General features: G+C 72.0%; 16 protein-coding genes and 2 pseudogenes. 7 read left to right on the top strand and 11 right to left on the bottom strand.

The window, feature by feature from the left end; translation table 11 throughout:
- Positions 1-159: 159 nt before the first annotated feature.
- Positions 160-2232 (bottom strand): Stk1 family PASTA domain-containing Ser/Thr kinase, encoded by a 2073-nt coding sequence (locus LY41_RS03060; RefSeq protein WP_253862274.1) that lies wholly within the window; start codon positions 2230-2232, stop codon positions 160-162.
- Positions 2233-2339: 107 nt separating this feature from the next.
- Here LY41_RS03060 and LY41_RS03055 point away from each other — a divergent pair, with 107 nt between their 5' ends.
- Positions 2340-2708: an Rv2175c family DNA-binding protein gene (locus tag LY41_RS03055; protein ID WP_253862273.1), complete on the top strand. Its 369-nt coding sequence runs from the start codon at positions 2340-2342 to the stop codon at positions 2706-2708.
- Between the two features lie 46 nt (positions 2709-2754).
- On the opposite strand, the pseudogene LY41_RS23970 reads toward LY41_RS03055, so the two are convergent.
- Positions 2755-2940, bottom strand: a pseudogene (locus LY41_RS23970) (CGNR zinc finger domain-containing protein); the annotation flags it as partial.
- A gap of 171 nt (positions 2941-3111) precedes the next feature.
- Here LY41_RS23970 and LY41_RS03045 point away from each other — a divergent pair.
- The gene (locus tag LY41_RS03045) at positions 3112-4101 is read left to right on the top strand and encodes an Abi family protein (protein ID WP_253862272.1); all 990 of its coding nucleotides are present in this window, start codon (positions 3112-3114) and stop codon (positions 4099-4101) included.
- A 20-nt stretch (positions 4102-4121) separates the two neighbouring features.
- On the opposite strand, the gene LY41_RS03040 is transcribed toward LY41_RS03045, so the two are convergent.
- Positions 4122-4670 carry a CGNR zinc finger domain-containing protein gene (locus LY41_RS03040; RefSeq protein WP_253862271.1) on the bottom strand — a complete coding sequence of 183 codons (549 nt, stop codon included), beginning with the start codon at positions 4668-4670 and terminating at the stop codon, positions 4122-4124.
- A 23-nt stretch (positions 4671-4693) separates the two neighbouring features.
- Here LY41_RS03040 and LY41_RS03035 point away from each other — a divergent pair, with 23 nt between their 5' ends.
- Positions 4694-5872, top strand: coding sequence for an MFS transporter (locus LY41_RS03035; protein ID WP_253862270.1), 1179 nt, complete (start codon positions 4694-4696; stop codon positions 5870-5872).
- Here LY41_RS03035 and LY41_RS03030 read toward each other — a convergent pair.
- Positions 5827-6951, bottom strand: a complete 1125-nt coding sequence (locus LY41_RS03030; protein ID WP_253862269.1) for a helix-turn-helix transcriptional regulator — start codon at positions 6949-6951, stop codon at positions 5827-5829. The genes LY41_RS03035 and LY41_RS03030 overlap by 46 nt on opposite strands.
- A gap of 85 nt (positions 6952-7036) precedes the next feature.
- Here LY41_RS03030 and LY41_RS03025 point away from each other — a divergent pair, with 85 nt between their 5' ends.
- Entirely contained in the window at positions 7037-7810 is a 774-nt protein-coding gene (locus LY41_RS03025; RefSeq protein WP_253862268.1) for a class I SAM-dependent methyltransferase, read from the top strand.
- Positions 7811-7828: 18 nt separating this feature from the next.
- Here the strand turns inward: LY41_RS03025 and LY41_RS03020 are convergent, their stop codons facing one another.
- The 3 genes from LY41_RS03020 to LY41_RS03010 form a co-directional block, all read right to left on the bottom strand.
- A complete protein-coding gene (locus tag LY41_RS03020; RefSeq protein WP_253862267.1) occupies positions 7829-8704 on the bottom strand; it encodes a phytoene/squalene synthase family protein in 876 nt (291 codons plus the stop codon).
- Positions 8705-8739: 35 nt separating this feature from the next.
- Complete coding sequence (gene crtI, locus LY41_RS03015; protein ID WP_253862266.1) at positions 8740-10254, bottom strand: phytoene desaturase family protein; 1515 nt, start codon at positions 10252-10254, stop codon at positions 8740-8742.
- 85 nt (positions 10255-10339) lie between these two features.
- The gene (locus LY41_RS03010) at positions 10340-11425 is read right to left on the bottom strand and encodes a polyprenyl synthetase family protein (protein ID WP_253862265.1); all 1086 of its coding nucleotides are present in this window, start codon (positions 11423-11425) and stop codon (positions 10340-10342) included.
- Between the two features lie 168 nt (positions 11426-11593).
- Between LY41_RS03010 and LY41_RS03005 the strand changes: the two genes are divergently transcribed.
- Positions 11594-13249: a DUF885 domain-containing protein gene (locus LY41_RS03005; protein WP_253862264.1), complete on the top strand. Its 1656-nt coding sequence runs from the start codon at positions 11594-11596 to the stop codon at positions 13247-13249.
- Positions 13250-13583: 334 nt separating this feature from the next.
- Here the strand turns inward: LY41_RS03005 and LY41_RS23965 are convergent.
- The 3 genes and pseudogenes from LY41_RS23965 to LY41_RS02990 all read right to left on the bottom strand — a co-directional run.
- Positions 13584-14537 (bottom strand): annotated as a pseudogene (locus LY41_RS23965) (MFS transporter); the annotation flags it as partial.
- A gap of 212 nt (positions 14538-14749) precedes the next feature.
- Positions 14750-15313 (bottom strand): GNAT family N-acetyltransferase, encoded by a 564-nt coding sequence (locus tag LY41_RS02995; RefSeq protein ID WP_253862262.1) that lies wholly within the window; start codon positions 15311-15313, stop codon positions 14750-14752.
- Positions 15310-15831, bottom strand: coding sequence for a YbaK/EbsC family protein (locus LY41_RS02990; protein WP_253862261.1), 522 nt, complete (start codon positions 15829-15831; stop codon positions 15310-15312). The genes LY41_RS02995 and LY41_RS02990 overlap by 4 nt, the downstream gene beginning before the upstream one ends.
- Before the next feature lie 393 nt (positions 15832-16224).
- Here LY41_RS02990 and LY41_RS02985 point away from each other — a divergent pair, with 393 nt between their 5' ends.
- Both LY41_RS02985 and LY41_RS02980 read left to right on the top strand, forming a co-directional pair.
- Complete coding sequence (locus LY41_RS02985) at positions 16225-16995, top strand: maleylpyruvate isomerase N-terminal domain-containing protein (RefSeq protein ID WP_253862260.1); 771 nt, start codon at positions 16225-16227, stop codon at positions 16993-16995.
- Between the two features lie 52 nt (positions 16996-17047).
- Positions 17048-17986, top strand: a complete 939-nt coding sequence (locus LY41_RS02980; protein WP_253862259.1) for a VOC family protein — start codon at positions 17048-17050, stop codon at positions 17984-17986.
- 151 nt (positions 17987-18137) lie between these two features.
- On the opposite strand, the gene LY41_RS02975 is transcribed toward LY41_RS02980, so the two are convergent.
- On the bottom strand, positions 18138-18905 hold the full coding sequence (locus LY41_RS02975; RefSeq protein WP_253862258.1) for a VldE C-terminal domain-containing protein: 768 nt from the start codon (positions 18903-18905) through the stop codon (positions 18138-18140).
- Between the last annotated feature and the right edge of the window lie 126 nt (positions 18906-19031).

Below are 19031 nucleotides of genomic sequence, written 5' to 3'. Positions count from 1 at the left end.
GTGAGCAATCAGTGCACCAGCCGCGCGTGACGCCGACATGGGCGTCGTGTAACCGCCTTGGAAACGCCCGGCAGGCCTGGTGGTGATTCCCTGTCGTCGTTGTCGGCGCCTCCCGCGGCGCGGCTTGAGGGGTGTGGGTGCGAGATCACATGATCGGGGTCAGGGGAGTGTCGAGAGGGTGATCTCCGTGCCCGGCTCCACCCGCTTGCCCGGATCCGGGGATTGGCCGACGACCAACACGAACCGGTCACCGCCGAGTCCGCCTGCGTCGCCCTCGTCGCCCTCGTCGCCTGCCACCGTCAGGCCCGCGTCGGACAGCAGCTGCCGCGCATCCGGCAGCGGCCTGCCCTGCACATCCGGCACGTCGACCGCGTCGGACACGTACACGCCGATGCGGGTGCCCTCGTCGACGGTCTCGCCGTCCGCGGGGTCGGTGCGCACGACGTGGCCGCCCGCGACCTCGGTGGAGAACTCCTCACCCGCGTCGTACGGTTCGAATCCGGCGTTCTGCAGCGTCGTGAACGCCTCGTCACGGGATCTGCCCACGACCGACGGCACCGGTAGCGGTTCGGGGCCCTTCGACACGACGATGGCGACGTTCGTGCCGATGTTGGCCTGGGTGCCGGGCTGCGGTGACACCGAGAGGACCGCACCCTGCTCGACGTCGGTGCTGTACTGGTCGGCGTTCTCGTCGCGGGTCGGCGTCAGCCGGGCCCGTTCTATCGCCTGCTGCGCCTGTTCGACCGAGGTGCCCGGCTGGATGTCCGGCACCACGGGCTTGCCGAGCGAGAGCATGACGGTCACCCGGTCACCCTGCTCCGCCTGCGCGCCCGCGGGCGGATCGGTGCGGATGCCGGTGCCGCTCGGCACCGTGTTGTGCCGCTCCTGTTCGAACGTCGGCGTCAGATCGACGTTCCGGAGCGCCTGCGCGGCCTGCTGCCGGTCCAAGCCGGAGATGTCGGGCACGTCGACGTACCGGCCCGACAACAGCCACCAGCCACCGGCTCCCACGCCGCCCACCAGCAGCAGGGCGGCCACGAGCCACAGTGCGAGCCATCCGCCGCGCCGCCGGGGCGCCGCGGGCTCGTCGCGAGGAGGCCCGTCACCGGGAGGTTCGGAGGCGGCGCCGGATGCCGTCGCCGCGGACCGGGGAAGAGCCTGCGTCCCGGTCGGGCCGTCCGATGTCGGCGCGGTCACGGCCTGCATCACCGGGACGGTGCGCTCGGCGTCGCTCTCGGGCGGGGACGCTTCGGGCGATCCGGCCTGTTCCGGCGGCGGCAGCTGCGGAGCCGGTGACTGCGCCGGTTGCTGCGGCGGGTGTTGCGGTGCGGGGATCGGCACCGCGGTCCGCTGGATGCCCAGTTCGCCGCGGATCGCGCGCAGCTGCTCGAGGAACGCCGTCGCGTCGGCGGGCCGGGCGTCGGCGTCCCGGCGGGTCGCACGCAGGACGAGGTCGTCGAGTGCGGGCGGCAGGTCGGAGCGGGCGGCGCTCGGCGCGGGGACGTCGTCGTTGACGTGGCGATAGGCCACGGAGATCGGCGTGTCCGCGGTGTAGGGCACGTGCCCGGTGAGCATCTCGTACAGCAGGATGCCCGCCGAGTAGACGTCGCCGCGTTCACTGGCCGAGCCGTCGGTCACCTGCTCCGGCGACAGGTACGCCACAGTGCCGAGGATGACGCTGCCCGTCGTGTTGGCCGTGGCGGCGACGGCGCGGACCAGGCCGAAATCGCCGACCTTCACCACCCCGCTGCCCGCCTGGCCGCCACGGCCGATGAGGACGTTCTCGGGCTTGACGTCACGGTGCACCAGGCCGGCGGCGTGCGCGGCGCCGAGCGCGGACAGCACGTCCTCGGCGACCGTCAGCACCTGCGGCAGGGTGAGGGCGCCGCGGCCCTCGAGCAGGTCACGCAGCGTGCCGCCGTCGACGAGCTCCATGACCAGGAACGCGCGCCGCTGCTCGGAGCCGGGGGTGCCGTCGAACCCCTGGTCGTGGACGGCGACGACGTGCGGATGGTGCAGTTTCGCCGCCGACCGGGCCTCGCGCTCGAACCGCTCGACGAAGCTGCGGTCGTCGGCGAACCGGGAGTCCATGATCTTGATGGCCACGGGCCGGTCGAGCCGGGTGTCGAGCCCCCGGTACACCGACGACATCCCGCCGCGGGCGAGTAGCCCGTCCACGCGGTACCGCCGGTCGAGCAGCGCTCCGACGAGGTTTTCGTCCGTCCGTGTCACACCGTGGGATCCTACGGCCGGGCGATGCGGGCGGTACCCGGTGTCCCCGCTACGCCATTCGCCTGGTGCGGCGCTCGCACGGCGTGGCGTGTGGCAGGGTGGAACACGTGAGTGCAATCCCCCTGGCTGACGATGTACTCGATGCCGACGTCACGGTCGTACCCGTGGCCGAGGTCGCGGAGATACTGAACGTGGCGCAGAACAAGGTCCGGCAGCTGCTCCGGGACGGTCACCTGGTCGCCGTCCGTCGTGACGGCGACCTGATGATCCCCGCCGATTTCCTGCGGGACGGCGCGGTGATCAAGGGCCTCGCCGGTACGATCACGGTGCTGTCGGACGCCGGGTTCACGCGCACGGAGATGCTGCGCTGGTTGTTCGCCGAGGACGAGTCGCTGCCCGGTACGACACCGATCAACGCCCTGCGCATCAACCACGGCACCGAGGTCAAGCGCCGCGCCCAGGCGATGGCGTTCTGACGGGCGGTCCCACACCGGCCGCGCAGACGACGGCGCCGCGCGGCCCTCAACCGCGCCTGCGGTGCGCCGCGACCCGTGCGCGGGTCGCGGCGCACCGGGCCGAGCAGTAGCGGCGCGGACTGCCACCGCCGAGTTCGGCGAACGCCCTGCCACACGCCGTCGAGGGGTGACCGCGGTGCGGTGCCGCGGTGCAGCGGCCCGTGGGGGCAGCAAACCCAGGAACATCGTTTCGACGGTGTTCCGGCGACGCCATATCCTGGGCGCGGCCGATGCTCCCGAACGGGAACGGTGAGTTGGTGTTGGTCGAGCTACCTATGGTAACTTCGGAAACACCACGTCCCCCACGCCTCTCCACGGAAGCGCACTTGGGGGATTTTCTTTGTCTGGGAGTCGGAGTGTCCACATGTCCCGGAAGTCACCGCGGGCCCGGGGTTCCCTCCGCTACGAGAAGCCACCGCTGACGCTCGACGAGCTTATGGCGTTGCTTTCCGATCGTGGCCTGCACATCCCCGATCCGGAGAAGACTGGCCGGTACTTGCGCCACATCGGCTACTACCGGCTCTCGCCGTACACGATCCCGTTCCAGCAGCGCGATCGTCGGCCCGACCACGTCTTTCGGCCGGGAACCTCGTTCGAGGATGTACTGGACCTGTACGTGTTCGATCGTGCGTTGCGGCTGCTGGTGATGGACGCGTTGGAGCGGATCGAAGTGGCGGTACGGGCGGCACTCACCGATCACATGTCGACCGCCCACGGCGGCTCGCATTGGTACATGGCCCCATCGCACTTCAAGAACCGCGATAAGCACACAACGCTCCTGCGAATCGTTCGAGAAGGGTGCGAGGACCAACTGCGCAGGGCGCCTGATGTTGACGATGGCTCATTGGTGCACCCGTCCGCGCTCGAGCATTATCTGACGACGTACTGCACACCCGATCTACCACCGTCGTGGCTCATGGTTGAGACCCTCACCATCGGCCAGCTGGACAACACGATTCGCAATTTGCGTCGCCGAGGTGATCAGACTGCGATCGCGGCCGGTGTCGGCCTGACCGCGCCGGTACTTGATTCCTGGATGCGTACGTACGTGAGGGTGCGGAACATCTGTGCCCATCACGGGCGGCTGTGGAACGTCGGTCTCGGTGTTCCTCCGGCGATCCCGCAATCGAAGACGATCTCGTGGCTCCGCTCGCCCCTGCCTGACAGTTCACGGGAACGCCTCTACCCGGTTCTCGTGTCGCTCCAGTCGGTGCTTGACGCCGTCTCGCCCCATAGCAGTTGGGCGCGGCGCCTTCATGAACTCGTGGTTACTCGCCCGCGGGCGAACTTGGTGGGTATGGGAATCCCCGAGGGATGGGTGGACGACCCCTTCTGGAATCGGCACCTCGGTTGACGTCCGACGATGCAGTGCCCTCAGTCACGCCTGCGGTGCGCCGCGACCCGTGCGCGGGTGGCGCACCGGGCCGAGCAGTAGCGGCGCGGACTGCCACCGCCGAGTTCGGCGAACGCCCTGCCACACGCTGTCGAGGCACACAGGCCACCCGGTGGGCGCTGCCGGTCCGCGAGCAGCGTCGCCAGGGCGAGACAGGACGAGGTGACCAACCACTCGTCCCACGGCGCATCGTCGTGGGAATCGACGTGCAGATGCCACGGATGCGCACCCTCGTGGGTGGTCAGCCGCGGCGGCCGGGCGTGACGGGCGAGCAGGTCGTTGAGCCGGTTCGCCGCGTCGCCGGCCGTGGTCGCGGCGAACACCGTGCGCAGCTGCTGCGCGGCCTCCCATAGCCGGGGAAGGTCGCCGGCGGTGAGGTTCAGCGGCTCCCGTTCGCCGTGCGCCACGAGGACCTCGCGCACGGTGTCGACGGTGGGGTTGCCGGTGAGCAGCACGTTGATCACGTCGGCGGCCCGCGTCGCAGCGGCGCGTGCGGAGACACCGGGAAGTGGTTCGTCGCGGGCTGGCACATCCCGAGTGTAACGTCTTCTTTATGAGAGGGCGTTACGCCTTGGTCGGATACCTCGCCGGAGCGCTCGCGGCCCGTACCGGCGACGAGATGTCCGGGCCCGCGTTGTTGCTCGCCGCCGTCGCCGTGACCGGTTCGGTGACTCAGGGCTCGGCCGTGCTGACGGCGCTCACCGCCGCCGCTGCCGTGGGTGGTCCCGTGCTCGGTGCGCTCCTCGACCGCAGCGGTCGTCCCGGTTCGGTGCTGGCCGCGGTGCTCGCGGGCTACGCGGCGGGGCTCGGTCTCGTGCTGCTGTGCCTCGGTGAGGTCCCGGTGCCCGTCGCTGTGGCCGTCGCGGCGCTGGCGGGACTGCTCAACCCGGCGGTGGCGGGCGGCTGGTCGTCGCGGTTGCCTGCGGTCGCGGTCGGCGGTCTCGACCGTGCGAGCCGGTTCGACGCGATGACGTTCAGCGTCGCGAGCCTGGCCGGTCCCGCGGTCGCGGGGTTCGTCGGCGGATCGACTGCCGTGGTGGTGTCGCTGGCGGTCGTGGCCTTCGGCGTGCCCGCTGCCCTGGCGCTGCCGTCGGCGCGTTCCGGTCCCGCGCGGGGGTCGGCGCCGGGCGCTCGCGTGCTCACCGACGTCCTCGCCGGGCTGCGCGCGATCGCCGGGAGCGCGTCCCTGCTGCGGGCGACCACCGTGTCGGTCGTGTCGTACGTCGGAGTCGGCGTGTTCGTCGTGTGCTGTCCGGTACTGGGCATGCGGCGGTTCGGTGATGCCGACCGCGGCGCGCTGCTGCTGGCGGTCCTCGCCGCGACCGGGCTGCTCGCCAACGCCGTGCTGGCGCGGCGGAGGCGGCAGCCGACTCCCGACTCGGTGATCCTGGTGAGCACGCTGGTGCTCGGTGGCGGGTTCCTGCTCGCGGCCGTGCCCGGGGGCGGCTACGCGATCGCGGCCGCGGCACTGTGCGGCATCGGCGAGGGGCCGCAGTTGGCCGCCCTGTTCGCCGTGCGGCACCGCGAGGCGGACGCGGAGGTGCGCGCGCGGGTGTTCACCATCGGCGCGAGCCTGAAGATCGGCGGTGTGGCGGTGGGCACCGCGCTCGCGGGCGTGTTGCTCGCGTGGTCGCTGACGGCGTGCCTGCTCGTCGCGGCGGCGGCGCAGGTCCTCGCAGCCGGGCTCTACCGGGTCTGCGCCTCGCGCCAGCGCTGCGGGGTGACGCCGTAGCGGCTGCGGAAGCGGCGCACCAGGTAGGACGCGTCGCGCAGGCCGGTTCGTGCTGCCACGACCCCGAGCGGCAGGTCGGTCTCACGCAGCATCCGGCGCACCTCGGTCAACCGGCGCTCGGTGATCCACTCCAGCAGCGGCCTGCCGGTGCGTTCCCGCATCAGCGTCGTCAGGTGTCCCGGCGTGTAGCCGAGCGTGGCCGCCACGTCCGTTGCCGAGATCGGCTCCCGGAACGTCTCCTCGATGCGGTCGAACACCCGCTCCACGAGTGCGTCCCGGGTGTCGGGCTGCGGCGGGGCCAGGCGTGCCGCGTCGATCAGCAGCCGGGTGAGCAGACTGGCGACCGCCTCGCGTGCCCCGAGGCGTTCCGGCGCGGCCAGTTCGGCGGTGAGCTCGGCCAGCTGCCGGGACCAGCGGTCACGGTCCTGCTCGGGGACGAGCACGGGTGTCGCATCCGGTGCGAACAGGGCGAGCAGCGGATGCCCGGTCCAGGTCAGCGGGGACACCGACGCCAGCGCGGGCACGGCGTCCGGGGTGAACGAGACGGACCACGCGCTGCCGTCGGCGGGCGCGGCCGCCGCGGCCGGTGTGACGACCTGCCCCGGCAGCAGGGCGTGGACCTCACCTGTCCGCAGGGAGCGGCTGGTGCCGTTGATCTCCATCGCGCCGGCATCCCGCTCGACATAGGTCAGGACGAGGAAGTCGTGAGCGTGGCGGTGATCCGGAGGGGCGGACGTACCGTGACCGGCTGGGCCGGCAGGCGTCGAGGAGCCGAACCGGGTCACGGTCACGGCGGGCATGCTCAGCGGCTGTTCGTGGCGGTAGACGGGGGTGCCGTCCTGGCGCACCGTGCGCAGGCGCCGGGTGCCGCCCACCTGGCCGCCGACGGCCTCGCCGTGCGTGGTGCGGGAGGGCGCCACGTCGGCGGGTGCCGCTCTGTCGGCGGGTGCCGCGGCGGAGGACGTGTCGTCGGAGGGCGTGTTGTCGGAGGACGCCCTGTCGGAGGGCGCCGGGTCCGAGGGCGCCGGGTCCGAGGGCGCCGTACCGGCGGATTCCGGATCGCCCGACGAATGTGCCATGGCTACCAAGGTATGTCCTGCTGGGAGCCCGTGAAATGTCCAATCCTGGAGTCGGTACGCCACACGCCGACCCAGGGAGCACACCATGAGCGACGTACGCATCGTCGACGAACGCACCACCGACGAACGGGACCGCACGTTCCTGCCCGGGATGGGCAAGTCCTGGCTGATGCCGATCTACGATCTTTTCTCCCGTGCGCTGGGTATTCGTGAGCTGCACCGGCGCGGCGTCGACATCGCGGGCGTCGCGCCCGGTCAGGCGGTGCTCGACGTCGGATGCGGTACCGGAAACCTCGCGCTCACACTGCTCGGAGCCACGCCGACCGCGACGGTCACCGGGCTCGACCCCGACGTCGGTGCGTTGCGCCGGGCGGCCCGCAAGGCGCGCAGGCGCCGGGCGTCGCTCACCCTCGCCCAGGGCTACGCCGACCGGCTGCCCTCGGGCGACGGTTCGTTCGACCACGTCATCTCGGCGCTGGCGCTGCACCACCTCGCCGAGGAGGACCGCGCGGCCTTCGCTCGTGAGGCCTTCCGCGTCCTCCGGCCGGGTGGCACGGTGACGGTCCTCGATTTCGGCGGCCCCTCGCCGGCCGCGCAGGACACCGGACACGGATACGGACACGGGCAGGAGCACGGACACGGACAGGAGCACGGGCACGGGCACGGCCCGCTGCACGCCGTGCGGCGGCTGACACGGTTGCTGCGCGCGCAGGCCGAGGAGAACCCGAGGACGGCGCGCAACTACGGCAACGCGCTGGTCGACCTGCTTTCCGGCGCCGGATTCGCCGACGCCGGTGAGCGTGCCCACGTCGATCGTTCGTTCGGCCGCGTCAGCATCGTGCAGGCGAGCCGCGCCTGAACGCAGAACACGCGCGGTTCAGGCGGTGAGTCTGCCGGCGAATGCGCGGGCGGCCACCCCGGCGCGGCGTCTCCCGCCGACCACGACCCGGCGGCCGAGCACGTCGTAGTCGGCGGCCGTGATCTCGTCGAGGATGCCCTGGTACAGCGTCAGCGCCGTGGACACGCACGGACGGGACTCGGGCCGCAGCAGTGCGATACCCGGGCGGGCACGGCGGTAGACGGCCCGGTTGTAGGCGACCAGCCACCGCAGTGCACGGCGGATGCGCGGATCGGGCCTGCCCGTCGCCAGGGACCACTCCAGCAGCTGTCTGTCCACATCGAACGCGGCGAGTTCCTCGGCGGGCAGGTACACCCGGCCGCGGTGCAGATCCTCGCCCACGTCACGCAGGAAGTTCGTCAGCTGGAACGCCTCGCCCAGCGCCGCGGCGTACGGCTCGGCCTCGGCGCGGGCCACCGTGGTGCCGAGCACCGGCAGCATCTGCAGGCCGATGACGCGTGCCGAGCCGTGGACGTACTCGCCGAGCGCGTCGAACGTGGGGTACTCGGTCGTGTGCAGGTCCATCCGCATCGAGTGCAGGAACGCGTCGAACCAGGCGCGTGGCAGGCCGTACCGGGCCACCGTGGCGGCCAGTGCCGTCGCGACGGGCCCGGTGACGTCACGGCCCGCGTAGACGTCGTCGAGCAGCCGCGCGGCATCGTCGAGCGCCCGGTGCGGATCTCCGTCGGGCAGGTCGACGGCGTCGTCCACCTGCCGCGCGAACGCGTACAGCGCGTACGTGGCCGGACGCGCGTGCGCCGGCAGCAACAGCGTGGCGAGGAAGTAGGTGCGGCCGTGCCGGGCGGCGATCCGCCTGCAGGTACGGAACGCCGGTGCCAGGGACCGGCCGGGCACCGGACCCGTGGCTGCGGGGACAGGCGGTGCGGATCTCACGGCCGGCCGGCCCGCTCCGGCGTCGCGGGGCCGGTGATGCGCTCGGCCGCGAGCCGCCCGGAGATCAGCACCGGCGGGATGCCCACGCCGGGCCGCGTGCCGGACCCGGCGAGGACGACGTTGGCCGCGCCGCGCACGAGGTTGCCCGGCCGCAACGGCCCGGTCTGGGCCACGGTGTGCGCGAGCGAGAACGGGGTGCCCGCGGCCATGCCCTGTTCGGCCCAGTCCTGTGGCGTGTCCATGCGGTGGAGGTGGAACTCGCCGGTGAACCCGTCCAGGCCGCGAGCTTCGAGGGTCTGCAGCAGCTCGTCACGGTAGGCCGGGGCGAGGCGCGGCCAGTCCAGCGGTCCGGCGCGGAGGTTCGGTGCCGGGGCGAGCACGGACACGAGCTGCCGGTCGCCGGCGGCGAGGGCCGGGTCGGTCGCGGTGGGGCGGGTGACCAGCAGCGACGGATCGGTCATCGGCCTGCCGTCGTGGACGATCTCGCGGAACGTCTCGTGCCAGGCGCCGCCGAAGAAGATCGTGTGGTGGTCGAGCGTGTCCCAGGTGCGCGGCGTCTCGCCGTGCAGCACGACCGCCGACGGCGAGTACCGGGGCCGGACGAGCCTGCGCGGGCGGATGCCCAGCAGGCGGTAGGCGGCCGTGAGCTCCGTCGCGAGGACGACGGCGTCGCACTCGATGCGTTCGCCGTCACCGGTGCGCACCGCGCGCACCCGGTCGCCGGCCCGTTCGAGCCGCGCCGCTGGGGTGCCGGTGCGGACGGTGGCGCCCGCCTGCTCGGCGGCATCCGCCATCGCGGCGGCGATCGCGCCCATGCCCCCTTCCGGATACGACACGCCGCCCACGGTGTCCATGAACGGGATGGCCCCGTACGCGCCGAGCGCCCGCCTGGGTTCGAGCCCGGCATACAGCGCCTGGAACGAGAACAGCCTGCGCACCCGCTCGTCGGTGACGAACTCGGCGACCTTCGGCCACAGCCTGCCGAACCCGCCCAGCGCGGCGAGCCGGGTCAGCGCCGGTCGCGCCTCGGCACGGAGCAGGTCGAACGGGGTGTCGAAGTTGCCGCCGATGAAATGCTCCGCCTCGGCCGTGTACAGCTCGGTCAGCCACCGGCGCAGCCTGCGGTAGCCCGCCACCTCGTGCGGGCCGACCACGGAGCGCAGTTCGGCCTCCATCGCCTCGGGTTCGGTGTGCAGGTTCAGCGACGAACCGTCGGCGAAATGCGCCCGGTACGCCGGGTCGAGGCGGGTGAGGGTCAGCCGGTCGGCGGTCTTCTCGCCGACCGCGGCGAACGCCTCGTCCAGCAGTTCCGGCATCGTCAGCACCGTGGCGCCCGTGTCGAACGCGTGGCCGCCGATCGTCTCGGTGGACACCCGGCCGCCGGGCTGTGGCGCACGGTCGAGCACGGTGACCTGCCTGCCGGCGCCCGTCAGGCGCAGTGCCGCGGACAGTCCGGCCAGGCCCGCGCCGACCACGACCACCCGGTCGGTGGCCCCGGGAACCGTCCGCATCAGTGCTTCCTCGTCGTTACGTGCGCCGTCGTCGCGTGTGCTGTCGTTACGTGCGTCGTCCGGTGCGCTGTCGGTGCGCGTGGCATCAGTGGGAGCGCTGGGTGGCTTTGACGGCCAGTTCGGTGAGCCGTGTCGGCGCCGGATCGGCCAGGCCCGCGGTGTCCAGCGCGGTCAGCGCCGAGTCGGTGAGCGTCTCGATGCGGCGTTCCACGTCGGCGACGGCACCGACGTCGGTGAGGACCTCGCGCACCCGCTCGACCGCGGCGTCGGTCAGGTGGGCGTCGCCGAGCGCGGCGTCGACGACGCCCGCGGCCGCGGAGCCCTCACCGGCGTGCTGGAGGCCGAGCGCGACCAGCAGCGTCCGCTTGCCCTCACGCAGGTCGTCGCCCGCAGGCTTGCCGGTGACCGCAGGGTCGCCGAACACGCCGAGCAGATCGTCGCGCAGCTGGAACGCCACGCCGATGTCGCCGCCGAACGAGAGCAGCGGGTCGATCACGTCCTCGCCCGCGCCGGCCAGCGCCGCGCCGAGGTGCAACGGCCGCTGCACCGTGTAGGCGGCCGTCTTGAGCAGGTCGATGCGCAGCGCCGCGTCCACCGACGCATCGCCCGTGGCCTGGGTGCGCACGTCGAGATACTGGCCCGCGAGGACCTCCGAGCGCATCGCCCGCCACGGCGGGCGTGCCCGGCGCAGTACGTCGGCGGGCAGCGGCGCGTCGGCGAACATGTCGTCGGCCCACGCGAGTGCGAGGTCGCCGATCAGCACCGCCGCGGCCAGTCCGTACTGCTCGGCCGATCCGAGCCAGCCGCCTCGTGCGTGTTCGTCCGCGAAGGCCACGTGCACCGTCGGGCAGCCACGGCGGGAGTCGGACGAGTCCAGTACGTCGTCGTGGATCAGCGCGCACGCCTGGATCAGCTCGAGGCTCGACACCGCGCGCAGCACTCCTGCCGCCTCGTCGCCGGCCGCGGCGCCGCCGGCCCCGCGCCAGGCCCACCAGGCGAACGTCGGCCGCAACCGTTTGCCGCCGCCGAGCACGAACTCCCGCAACGCGTCGGTGGCGCCGGTGAACGCGGGCTCGGTCCGCCCGATCGACTCGCTCGCGTCGCGGAGGAACTCGGTCAGCGCCTCGCCGATGGCCGCGGGCAGGTCGGCGTCGAAATCGGGCTGGGTCATGACCCCATCGTTCCAGGTGCCGCCGGCGCACTGTGCCGTGTGATCGCCGACTGTGGCACGGGAAACGACGATGCGGGGAGCACACGGGTACCGAGCGGGTCACGACCGCGGGGCGAGCGGTGCGAAATCCCGCGCGGTGCGGGAAGGCGTGCGGGTAGCGTGCCGACCATGAGCGTGCACGACATTGCCAACCAGTACGTCGACGACTACGCGGCCGCCAATCCGATCGGCGCGACCGCGATGGGGATTGTCGGATTCGACGACCAGCTGACCGACTACTCGCCCGAGGGGCACGCCAACCGTGCGGCACTGACCCGCCGCGCGCTGCGGGACATGGAGGCGGCCGAACCCGCCGACGAGGCCGAACGCGTGTCGAAGGCCGTCTTCATCGAGCGCGGCCGGGTGAGCGTCGAGCTCCACGAGGCGGGTCTGGACCTCGCGGAGCTGAACGTCATCGCGAGTCCCGTGCAGGACGTGCGCCAGGTGTTCGACCTGATGCCGCAGGACACACCGGAGCAGTGGGAGACGGTCGCCAAACGCATGGCGGGAGTGCCCGACGCGCTGGACGGCGTCCGCGCGTCGCTGCTCGCGTCCGCCCACGCCGGGCGCGTGCCTGCCATCCGCCAGGTGAGCAAGGTCGCCGAGCAGGCCGAGACGTGGGCCGGGATGAGCGGCGACGGCTACTTCCAGACCATGGTGTCCGCAGCCGACGTGCCGGACTCGCTGCGTGGCGAGCTCGACCACGCGGCCGCGGTCGCCCAGGAGGCCTACGCCGAGTTCGCCGGTTTCCTTCGCGCCGAGCTCGCACCGCAGGCGCCGAAGAAGGACGCCGTGGGGGAAGAGGTGTACAAGCTGTGGTCGCGCCAGTTCATCGGCGCCGACCTGGACCTGCGCGAGGCCTACGAGTGGGGCTGGGAGGAGTTCTCCCGCGTCGAACGGGAGGCCAAGGAGGTCGCCGAGCGGATCAAGCCCGGCGCCACGCTGGCCGAGGCCGCCGCGGCGCTCGACGCCGACCCGCAGTACCGCGTCACCGGCCAGCGGGCGCTGCGCGAGTGGATGCAGAACCTCTCCGACGAGGCGCTGCGGTCACTGCGTGGCACGCACTTCGACATCCCCGACGCACTCATGGCGCTCGACTGCCGCATCGCCCCGCCCGGTGGCGGCGTCGGCGCGTACTACAACGGCCCGAGTGAGGACTTCTCCCGTCCGGGCACCATGTGGTGGTCGGTGCCGCCCGACAAGGAGGACTTCTCGACGTGGCGTGAGGTCACGACCGTCTACCACGAGGGCGTGCCCGGTCATCACCTGCAGCTCGCCACGTCGGTCTACGAGCAGTCGCTCAACCGGTTCCAGCGGCTCATGGCCTTCACCTCGGGTCACGCCGAGGGCTGGGCGCTGTACGCCGAGCGGCTCATGCGCGATCTCGGCTATCTCTCGGACGACGGCAACCTGCTCGGCATGCTCGACGCGCACCTGTTCCGCGCCGCGCGCGTGATAGTCGACATCGGCATGCACCTCGAGCTGGAGATCCCGGCGGGCACCGGCTTCCACGAGGGGGAGCGGTGGACCCCGGAGCTGGGCCTGGAGTTCATGCTCACCCGCACGATCACCGACGCCGACCACGTGCACGACGAGATCGACCGCTATCTCGGCTGGCCCGGCCAGGCGCCCGCCTACAAGCTCGGCGAGAAGCTGTGGCTGGAAGCGCGCGACGACGCCCGGCGCCGCGAGGGCGATGCGTTCGACCTGGCCGCGTTCCACCGCCGCGCACTCCGGATGGGCGGCATGGGCCTGGGCACCCTCCGCGACCTCCTCGTCGGCTGACCAGCCCCGCGTGTCCTGCACTCAGGCACGCGTGTCCTGCGTCCGCTCGTCGGCCACGCTCTCGAGGGCGTGCTGACGCGCGACGGTTTTCGTGGTGCGGCCGTGGGGTGCGGAGAATCCGCGCCCCACGGCCCGGTTCGGTGCGTGCCGTGAAATCGAGGTCGGCCGGTTCGCGTTCAGCCCGCGACGGTGCTGCGGCGGAACGAGCGCGAGCGGCAGGCGATCGCCGCTGTGCCCAACAACAGCACCGCGCACGTGAGCGTCGCTGCTTGCGGGTGACGGCGGCTGCGAGAAGGCCGAGGACGTTGGTTGCGAGAAGCAGTGAACCGCTCTGTACCACGAGCATGCCTGCTTGAACTCTTCCCACGTGATCCGCCGGACTCTGACTGATGAGCAGTGGCGCGAGATGAGAAACGAAGAGTCCCAGGCCGAGACCCGCCAGAATGGCCCCGAACGTCAGCAACACGACCCCTGGCGCGACCGCGAGTGCCACCACGCCGAAACCGGTGACAGCCACGCCGATAAGCGCTGCGAGGCCGGGAAGGCGGAGCGTGCCGAGCTTCGCGACCGGTATCGCGACGAGGATCGAACCCCCTGCCTGGCAGCCGACGAGCAGACCGGTGACGTCGACGGCGAGGCCGGCCTGCCGGGCGAGTAGTGGCATGAGCAGCGACGGAATCGGCAGGGCTGCCGCAGCGGTCATGCCCAGAACGATCAGGCCCGGACGCAGAACCGGATGCCGACTGAGTAACCGGACTCCGGCCCGCATGTCCGACAACAGGTTGCCGTCCGACAGCTCAATCTCGTCCTTCGCCGAGGAGTCGATCAGGAGCAGCACGACCATGACGACTGTGAAGGCGAACGCGCCCAGGACGGCCGTTCCGGCCATCCCGCTCCATCCGATCAGCGCGCCACCGATCGGAGCGCCCACCAGCTGAATCAGTTGGTGCCCGGTCTGTCTCACGGCGAGCGCACGGGGCAGTGCTGCGGGATCGACGAGCCGGCGGGGCATCGAATTGGCTGCGGGAAGATAGAACGCACCGACGGTGCCCATGACCGTTCCAAGGGTGATCAGGAACCACACCGGCGTTCCGCCGAATCCTGTGATCGCGGCAGCGATCGCGTACAGCGGAATCAGTACGGCGCATGAGCCGATCATGGTCGCCCGTGGCGACCAGCGATCGCTGACGGCGCCTCCCACCACGGTGAGGATCGTGCGGGGCAGTGTGATCGCCGACAGTGCGACCGCCGCGGACACGGCCCCGTGCGCCGTTGCCGTCCACCCCACGGCGAAGATGACGACAGCGTCACCGAGTTTCGATACGAGGTCGGCGCCGAGCCAGCCGAGGTAGCGCGGCGGGATTCCGGGGGAACGACTCGTGGCCGGATCGGTGTGGGTCACTCGCGCAGCGTCGGGTTTCGAGGGGCTCGAAGGTCAAATGCCGTGACGGTGACACGGGTCCCGGGGTCGCGGTGCTCGCCGTGACCCCGGGTGTGGGTTCAGTCCAGCGGGAGCGTGCGGCCCAGCACCGCGAACGGACGGGGGTCGCCTGCGAACCGGTACTGCCGCAGGACGTCGTCGAATCCGATCCGGCGGTAGAGCTTCCACGCGCGGCTGTCGCCCTCCGGCGTGGACAGCAGCACGCGCCCGTCGGGGACGTCGTCGAGCAGCATGCGCAGCAGGTCCTCGCCGGTGCCGCGGCCCTGCCCTCCGGGACGCACGTGGATCTCGGTGAGCTCGAAGTAGTCGTCCAACCACTCGTGGGCGGCCCGCTCGCCCTCGCGATCGGTGACGCCGCGGCGCACCTGCTCGTGCCACCACTGGCCCGGCACGCCGCGGTAGCCGTAGGCGATGCCGACGAGGCGATCCTCGTCGTCGAGCGCCGCGACCGCGCGCCAGCCGTCGCGAAGCACGTGGGTGAGCCACATCGGGGCGCGCTGCTCGGCCGTACCCGGCGGGTAGTGCATCGCGGCGACGTAGATGTCGAGCGCCTCGCGCAGCCGCATGCGGAACTCCTCATCGGAGAGCCGGACGTAGCGCTGCGCGCTCGGCATCGCGGTCATCGGGGCTGTCCCGGTTCGGCGGCGACGTGCGCCGCGGTGCCGCCGGTCGCGGCCAGCAGGTCGTCGAACGTGGTGGGGTAGACCGACTTCGGGTGTCCTGCGGCGGCCCACACGACGCCGTAGCCGGCCAGTGCGGTGTCGACGAGCGTGAGAATGCGGTGCGGGTGACCGACCGGGGCGACGCCGCCGATCGCCTGTCCCGTCCAGGTCTTGACGAACTCCGGCTCGGCCTTGCCGACCTGCTCGACACCGGCCAGCTCGGCGAGCGTCGCCGTGTTCGCCCGGTGCGCCCCGGACGTCAGGGCGAGCAGGGCGCGTTCGGTGCCGTCGGGCAGCGTGGCGCGGAACACCAGACTGTTGGCGATCGCGCCGACCTCGATGCCCAGTGCCGCGGCGGCCGACTCGGCGGTGCGTGCGTCGTCGGGAAGAAGGCGGATTCCCTGCGCAGCGGCATCCTGATCGGCCTCGGAGAGCGCGGCCGCGACCTTCGCGACCGACGGATGGTCGAGGGTGCTCATGACTTCATGAGATCACGCCCTCCGCTCGGGGTGCGACGCACATCGCCCGTGGCCGGTGCTTGTCGGAGCGGCGTCGGCGCGCTACCGTGGCCGATGTCGAACAAATGTTCGGCATCGGGGATTCCCGGGCGTCCGGCACGTGGATGGGGGAAGCATCCCGTGCCGGGCGCCGCTCGACCGGGGAGTTCCGCGGGTGGCTGAGCTGGGAAAGGGGACGGTCATGTCGGGTGTCATGGCGCCGCAGGATCCGGCAGTGTGGGGGCGAGCGTCCCGCGACGTGATCGCGGGTGGACGGGCCGGGCCGGAGGGCTCCACCGAACGGTGCGCGGCCGTCGGGCCGGGGCCGGGGCCGGGGCCGGGGCCAGGCCGACGGTCGCGGTCACGGAGTCGGTGATGGTGGCGAGCAGTGGGCCGGTGGTCGATCACCGGCGGCTCGCCGACGCGTTCGGCGACGAGGTCACGCTGCTGGTGGAGGCTTCACGCGGTCTCGCACCCGAAACCCCGGTGCCGACGTGTCCCGGGTGGACGGTCGGTGACACGGTGCGGCACGTCGGGAGCATCTACCGCGTGGCTCAGGCGTGGCTGATCGACGGTGAGCGGCCACGGGAGTGGCAGCGCGGTCCCGCGGCCGGGCAGAGCGACGAGAGTTACGTCCGGCAGGGATACGCGGACCTGCGGGAGATCCTGGATTTCCACGATCCGGACGGGCCCGCGGCGAGTTGGTGGCCACAGGACCGGACGTACGGATTCTGGTACCGGCGCATGACGCACGACACGACCGTCCACCGGGTCGACGTCGAAGGTGCCGGAGGCGCGACGTGGTCCGGGGTCGCTGCCGACACGGCGCTCGACGGAGTAGACGAGGCGCTCATGCTGTGGTTCGGCCATCGGTTGTCACGGCTCGGCCTCCGGGGCACGCACGCGGGCGAGGTGGGGGTGTGTACCGGCGGACACGGTTGGCTCGTGTCGGCGGGGCCGGACGAGACGGCCGTACACCGCTGCCCGGAACCCGAGGCGCGTGATGCCCGTGCCGTGGTGTCGGGCGAACCGGAGGCGGTGTACCTGTGGCTGTGGGGCCGGAACCGGCCCGGCGGCGTCGACGTGGCCGGGGACGACGACGCGGCCGGGCAGCTGTGGGCACTCATGCGGCTGGCGACGCGATGACAAGGCCACGCCACGCCGCAGCACGCGGCGGGTGTCGCCGGGACGGAGGTGCGTGGTGAACGTGATGCCCGGAGTGGTGTTCGAAGCGGAACGGCCACGGGAAACGGCGGAGTTCTGGGCCGCCCTGCTCGAGGGCGAACTCGTCGGCGGTGACCACGACAGTGGCGGTTACGACGGCGGCCGCGACAGGGGCGGTCGGGACGCCGGTGACGACGGCAGGGGAAGCCACGTCACCGGCGGCTACGACGGTGGTGGGTTGCGGGTTCGGCTCCCGGACGGTCCCACGGTGCGCGTCGTCGGTGCCACGGCGGGGAAACCGGCCAAGAACCGGATCCACCTCGACCTCGCCTCCGACGGCGACGGCGACGGCGTGGCCCGTCGCGGCACGCAACGAGCCATTGTGGACAGAGCGATACGCCTCGGTGCCGCGCGTATCGACATCGGGCAGTATGCGGGCCGCGTCCCGGTGCCGTGGCAGGTGCTGGCCGATCCGGCGGGAAACGAGTTCTGTGTCCTCGAACCGCGCGGCGAGTACGCCGCCAGCGGCGTACTCGCCGCCGTGGTGATCGAATCGCCCGACCCGCACCGGTTGGCCGAGTTCTGGTCCGGTGCCACGCGGTGGCCGATCGTGCGGACCGACCCCGAGCTCGTCAGCCTGCGCGCTCCCGGAGGCCGGGGCCCGTGGCTGGAACTGCTGTCGGCAGACCCGTGCCCGCCGGTGACCCCGCGCTGCCGGCTCGAACTGACCGTTCCGCCAGGAGCTCCGGACACAGCCGGGGCCGACACCACAGCGACAGGAGACGCAGCGACGGGAGACGCAGCGACCGGAAACACGGCGACCGGAAACACGGCGGCGGGAACGGCAGCGGTGGCGCCGGGCGCGTTCGCCGTCGAAGCGGACCGGTTGTGCCTGCTCGGCGCGACCCGCCGCGGAGCGGGACGGCTCGTCGATCCGGACGGCATCGTGATCGACCTGGCACCGGGCGGTTGAGAGCGCGGCGCGGCAAGCCGGACAGTGGGCGGGGACGAGGACGGCCGGTTGCGCGTTCGGCTCCGACCGCGACCGGTCCGGACGCGCCGCGGTGGGCACCGGTGTCGGGGGTGCCCACCGCGGCGTCACCAGAGCTCGCCGAGGCGGCGGGTCAGCAGGTGACGTTCACGTCGGCGTAGGACTCGAAGGACACGTGCACGTGGTCGTAGTGGTTCGCGGTCGTACCGCCGCGATCCTCCATGTAGGACCAGCCACTGCCGTCGTTGTACCGCTGCTCCCAGATCACGTACGTCACGCCGAACTCGGACTGGTTGGCGAGGACGTACTCGGCGATCCGATCGCCGGTGGCGCCGGTGGTCATGAAGTCCAGCGCGAGCCCGCTCGGATGGTCGCTCGAGCCGGACCGGCCGGCCACTCCGCCGACCGAGTCGACGTCGTACTTCGTCAGCACGTGGTTGCCCACCTGCGCCACGTGCGGTTGTGTGCCCTCCAGCTCCGTCGAGCACGGCTCGGGCTCCGGCGTCGGCGGTGGGGGAGGGGAGGACGGCTTCTGCGTCGTCGTGGGCGCCGTCGTCGTGGACGGGGTGGGCTTCGGCTTCGACGTGGTGCTGCTCGGGGTGGGCTTGTCGGTGGTGGTCGTCGACGTCGTGGAACTCGGCGCCGACGAGGTCGACGACGCGGTGGGGGCGCTCATGGCGAGCGCGGCGGTGGTCGGCTCACCGCCGGCGCCGGTGAGCCCTTCCGTGATCGACACGGTGGCGCCCAGCAACGCAGCGGCGGCCAGGCCGAGTCCTACGGGCAGCCGCCACGAACGTCGGGACCGTTCGGTGGTGGGCGCCTGCGGCGTCGGGGTGTCGCCGGGCTCGGGTCTTCGGGACTTTCGCGCGCGCGGGTTCGCCGCGCGGTGTCTGCCTGCCATGGGGACGTACCTCGGGATTGCTCGGGGTGGGGGATTGCTCGGGGTGGGGCTGTCGGGGTGATGACAGGTTACGAACCGGCAACGGCGCCGTCACGCGCGGGTGGCAATGCGCACAGCAGGTCGAGA

The sequence above is a fragment of the Prauserella halophila genome, from assembly GCF_024171895.1.
Classification (GTDB): domain Bacteria; phylum Actinomycetota; class Actinomycetes; order Mycobacteriales; family Pseudonocardiaceae; genus Prauserella; species Prauserella halophila.
This window is presented reverse-complemented; position numbering and strand designations above follow the sequence as displayed.